Source organism: Bartonella sp. EBT8 (genome assembly GCF_055796165.1).
This window is the reverse complement of record NZ_JBTTDJ010000028.1, coordinates 1-5421: the sequence shown is the minus strand read 5'-3', so window position 1 is coordinate 5421 and position 5421 is coordinate 1. Positions and strand designations below refer to the sequence as shown.

Genomic DNA, 5421 nt, shown 5'->3' with positions numbered 1-5421 from the left:
ATCTCTAGACAGTGCCATTTGGCAAAGTGGAGCCCCCGTTCTTGGAGCTTTTGATGCGCAAAACAGGCTTGTCGTGTTTACAGGCGCCCCGATGGAAGCTGTTATTGTTTCGCAAGAGATGGGATCTCCTGATGGGAGCTTTAGCTTTATCAGCAAGATGTTTGCCGAGGTTGATACACTAGAGGGGCTTTTGAGTATAGGGGAACGGAGTGTTCGCGACCGTCAGACACCGATGACATGGCATCATGAAAGGATCTGCTCCTTTGTTACAGGTGCGTATCATGGTCGATCACGCAATCGTTATCACCGTTTTAAATTGCGCATTCCAGCGGGAGTAAGTTGGAGCCATATCACGGGGTTTCATGCGGATATACGGTCTTTGGGCAGACGCTAATGGCTAAAGTGTTTCTTACCTCTTGTTGGGATAAGGAGCGCATAGCCCCTTATCTAGAAGAGATAATTGCAGCCTTTTGTCAATATGTAGAGCGATTTAAGCACGAGCTTACTTTGCAACAGCTTATCGAAGAGATTTGCAGTGGTAAGAAACAATTATGGCTGGTGCTTGATGATGAAGATCAGTTTTTATTGGCAGTAACAACGCAAATACAGACGACGGTTTTGGGCAAGAAGCGTGCTTTGGTTTGTGATTGTTGCGGTCGTGGTGGGTTAGAGCTTATCGACAATCTGATGCTTGTAGAGGATTGGGCGCGTGAGAATGGCGCTTGTGAAATGGAGATCTTGGGTCGTTTAGGCTGGCGACGGGCGTTAAGCAAGCAAGGTTATGGGATAGATATGATTTACTTCAGGAAGGAATTAGAACATGGGGAGTAGGCGACCAGAAGAAACGAAAACCAATCAGGTACAAAGGAGTGCCCCCCCTTCTTGGGCAGCGAACCTTTTTAGACAGGGGAGTGCGGATGCATCCCGCCTTTATAACATGGGAGCTGGTGGCAATGTTTATGGGGGACTGCGTGTTGCGCCTTTGAGTTTTCCAACGACCTCAGCCATTGGAGGACTTGGGAGCATGCCTTATCAATATCAAAATCATTCTCTGATGAATTTAGTGCAAAACCCAACATCATCAGCAAGAAATCTTGGGTTGATTGCATCTGGTGGTCTAATGGGGCCCAATTCGTATTTTGGTCAGGTGCTTCAAGAAGGATTGGATGATGTAGAAAGTAGAATTAACAGATATTTCTCAGGGATTGGTCGCTATGGAACGCCAGATCATAAGGATGAGTTGCGGAAAGGCAGCGGCTCTGTTTATGCCCGTGCTATGGCAGATCAGTATGATAAGGATTGGCAACGCATGATGCAAGCCAATGCGATGATTGACCAATACAATCAGAACCAGTTGGGAGCAGCGAATAACTTCTTACAAGGTTATGGCAACAGCTATTTCAATGCGTTGCAGGGCTCATCCCTTCTTGATGATTACAATCAACGCCTTGTTGATGCCAATCGAGAACGTTGGATGGAGCAAGACAATAGCGGTTGGAATAGGTTGAACATGTTGATGAATGCAGGGCATGGCTTTGCAAGAAACTATGGCACAACAATGAATAAGGGTACAATTTCTAAGCTTGCAGGCAATAATCCTTGGCAAAATGCAGGGACTATAGGTTCTCTTGCACTTCAGGCAGCACCGATGGCTTTCGGTTATATGGTTGGTGGTCCAGCGGGAGCAGCGCTTGCAGGAGGGGCACATTGGCTCTATCCGTTTCTTAAAAATAAGTCAGCATAGTGGATAAATTAATTAATAGCATTACAGGAGAGCGTGATGGCATTTCCATTATTAGGCTTAGCTGCTGGGGCAGCAACTGGGGCGGCATTAAGATATGGGCCTCATATTTTTAGATATCTTTATCCCCGAGTAGCTCCAAAAATGGTTACAGGGGCGAAAAGATTGGGACAATTAATGAAACAAGGATTGAAGAATCCTGTAGTAATTGGTGGGGCGATTGGGAGTGGTCTGGAGAAGAATATACTGGGTATTAATATAAATAAAGCACATGCCCCATCCAACCCCTATTTACAGAATATGCTGAATCCATATGGACCGTTTATGCCCTATACGGCTCCTAGAACGGAAATGCCTCTTGGTGTTGGTAATCATCCACCTATGCCAAATGCACTAGAAGATGCTCCACAAGAACTAAAACCTCATGTTAATGAACAAATGCAATCCCAAACGCAACCATTAGCGCCCGTATCTCCAACACCGCCTCCAGAACCGACAGATTTAGATAAATATTTACAGTCCAATACTTATAAGTTTTTTCAGTCAGATGCTTACGAGAAACTGAAGGATCTTTTTGCTGGTATGGCAGCAGCACCATCAGGCGGTTCAGGATGGGATGCGCTTGCAAGTGGTGTTCAGCATCTTAATAAAGGCGATAAAGAGAGAAAACAAGTTAACCAAACAGTCGAGTATTTAAAAGCACAGGGCATGAGTGAAGAAGAAGCACGTTTTATGGCTGGAAATAAGGCTGCTCTTAATGCATTTTGGGGACAAAAAGTAAACGACGGCAATGGTCTTTCTTCTAAAGAAGAATTGGATCGTCAACGTCAAATGATAGAACTTAAAAATAGTGAAGTTATTCGTAGTAATATGCTTGATGATATCAAGATTTTTATGGATTATGTGAAAAAAGATCCTGATTGGAGTACGGGAAATTTGGCTTCTGTTCAAGCGTATGTGGGGGTCCCTGAACACCGTGATATGAAATCACTGCTAGATTCGATTAAAGGTCGCATAGGTATTGATCGTTTAGAAACCATGAGACAGTATTCACGCAATGGTGCTTCTGGTCTTGGAAATCTTACAGAAAAAGAACTTGATATATTACAAAGCTATTTAGGAAGTCTAGATTATAGATTGGGTGGCAAAGAGCTGTTGCGTAGGTTGAAAGCAATAGATAATATTTTGAGAAAAATGAAATCAAATGTGTTGTCTTTGTTAGAGAGTAAGACCATCCAATTGACAGAAGAGAATGTGAGGAAAGTTACATCGGGGCAGGATTCTAAAACTCAGCAAGAAGGGAATAAATTACCCGTTGCGATTGACACAGGAGATATTAAAAATCTTCGTGTTGGGGATACAGCTATCGTGCACTATGGTGATGATAGTTACGAAATTATTAAGGATAGATAAATGGTTAATCATAATAATTCTCATCAAGATTTTCCTGATTTTGGTCCTGGTATAAGAGTTATTCGTCGTATTCCTAAGAATGAGTATGAGAAACCGGCAGGAGAAGAACCACAAACAGAACATGATATTTCATTTGCTGATGAAGATCTTGGTGTTTGGGATGCATTGAGAACCCATGGGATATCTGGTTTAACGGCAGGTTATAGTGATGAGATCCAAGCGGCGAAAGAAGCAGGTTTTACGGCTTATTGGAGCGGTGATAAAAAAGCAGAAGAGGTCTATAATAGAAGAGTAGCAAAGGAGCGTGCTTACCAGAAAGCGTTGGAAAAGGCTCATCCATGGATGTCTTCTCTTGGTTATGTTGCTGGTTCTATTTTACCAACAGTAGCATCATTTGGGATTCCTGGATTAAATTTTTTGAGAGCAGGTTCGACCTTAGGTAATTTGGGTAAGGGAGCTCTTGTAGGAGCAGGTTCTGGAGCTTTGCATGGATCTGGAGTAGGAGAAGGCTACAATGATACGGTGAACTCCGCATTAGCCGGTGGTCTTGGTGGTGCTGCTTTGGCACCGGTTGCTTCTTTAGGGGGAATGGGAATTTCTAAGGCGGCTCGTTATATGAAAAATCTTGTAAAGGACTCTCCTCTTATCGAGAGAGCTTTTAATCCTGTTCATCAGCAAGTTCCAAATAAAGCACTGAGAGAAGTTGCTAGTCATCTTTACGATAGTAAAGTTAAAGATATTACTGAGCGCCTTGGTTCTGAACCTAATGTGTTTTTGACAGATATTAATCCAAAACTACGACAGGCTTTGTTTAAGGCGTCTAAAACGAATGAAGATGTTCATAATATTGTGCAACAAGCGCATGAGAAAAGAGTAGGAGGTTCTGTCCAACGTCTTGATGATATTATGGATGAGAAAATTGCATCTTATCAACATAATGATACTTTTGAAAGAGCCCTTCAAGAGAGTGGGGAAAAAGCATACGGACATCTTTATAGAGAGGCGATGGCAACTCCAATAGGTGAGAAGTATTATCCAGCTCTTGATAAGCTTTTTGAAAAGAAATCGTTTAAAAAAGCTGTCAATCAAGCAGCCCAAAACTTAACAGATGACATGCGTAAAGCAAATCCTCAGGTATTTTCTTCGAAAGATTTTAAACATATCAACTATAAGCCTACGATGGAATTATTTGATGAAACCAAAAAAGTTATTGATGAATTGATTCAAAAGCATAAGAATTTTGGTGAGATGCGAAAGGCTTCTAAATATCAATCGATTAAAGAAGCTTTGGTAGGAATAACAGACGAAATTTCACCTACGTATAAAACAGCACGTGCAAGTGCTGAGAAATACAAAGTCTTTGCAGAGAGCTTTGATAAAGGCAAGCAGGCTCTTGAGAACAGGCTTGAAAAGAGTGAAGTGAGGGATGAAGTCAGAGAAAATATTATTAAAGGCATATTGAGAGATAAAAAGAATGCTTATCATACAAAGAATGCCTATCGTATGGGGGTGAGAAATAAATTAGGCAGTATATTATATGGAAACGATGGGGGTGTTAATGCACTCATAAAGCTTTTAGAACAGCAGGCTGCATCTGAGAACCTTAAAAGGATCATGAAACCTCATCGGTTTGATACTTTTAAGAAGGCTGTAGATCAGGAGAAGTTCTATTCTGATGCAGCACAGAAGGGCTTTGATGAATTTACAGGGACTCCTGAATTTTCTCTTTTTGATGGCACTGATTTTTCTAACCCTTTCACTTGGCCTGTTCAAGCTTATAGAGTCGTACGGAATATGGTGCATCATCCTAATTCACAAGAAATTTTTCAGGCAAGGCAGGAGATAGAGCGTGGTATAGCGAAATTAGCAACTTTTGGAGTTGAAAAGATGGCACCAGAGGAAATTGCTAAACTGATTCAAAGTGCTTTGAAATGGCATAAAGCGGGAGTATTAACAGATGAAATGGTACAAGTTATTTCTAGAGGTCTAGCAAAAGGATTAGGTCCTAGTGCTTCAATAGAGTATGCGAAATGACCCGCTATAGTTCTCCTATCGATCAGGCGATACGGCAGACGGCGGCGCGTTATGGCTTGCCTGAGCGTTATTTGTATCGTGTTGCACAGATTGAAAGTGGTGGGAATCCGAATGCAAGGAACCCGCGGTCCTCTGCTGGTGGTCTGTATCAATTTATAGACAGCACAGCCAAGCAATATGGCTTGCAGGATAGGTTTGATCCAGTACAAGCAGCTGATGCCATGGGCAGGCTT

General features: G+C 42.2%; 5 protein-coding genes and 1 pseudogene. All 6 read left to right on the top strand.

Features of this window, described 5'->3' with window-relative positions; all coding sequences use genetic code 11:
* Positions 1-394 (top strand): annotated as a pseudogene (locus tag AC0QT4_RS08450) (hypothetical protein); the annotation flags it as partial.
* Complete coding sequence (locus AC0QT4_RS08445; protein ID WP_473201238.1) at positions 394-831, top strand: hypothetical protein; 438 nt, start codon at positions 394-396, stop codon at positions 829-831. The pseudogene AC0QT4_RS08450 and the gene AC0QT4_RS08445, both read left to right, overlap by 1 nt.
* Positions 821-1744: a hypothetical protein gene (locus tag AC0QT4_RS08440; RefSeq protein WP_473201237.1), complete on the top strand. Its 924-nt coding sequence runs from the start codon at positions 821-823 to the stop codon at positions 1742-1744. Before AC0QT4_RS08445 ends, AC0QT4_RS08440 begins: the two co-directional genes overlap by 11 nt.
* Before the next feature lie 36 nt (positions 1745-1780).
* Positions 1781-3154, top strand: coding sequence for a hypothetical protein (locus AC0QT4_RS08435; RefSeq protein ID WP_473201236.1), 1374 nt, complete (start codon positions 1781-1783; stop codon positions 3152-3154).
* Positions 3155-5188, top strand: a complete 2034-nt coding sequence (locus tag AC0QT4_RS08430; RefSeq protein ID WP_473201235.1) for a glycine zipper family protein — start codon at positions 3155-3157, stop codon at positions 5186-5188. It begins immediately after the preceding gene.
* The coding region (locus AC0QT4_RS08425; protein ID WP_473201234.1) for a transglycosylase SLT domain-containing protein at positions 5185-5421 on the top strand (237 nt) is incomplete at its 3' end. The genes AC0QT4_RS08430 and AC0QT4_RS08425, both read left to right, overlap by 4 nt.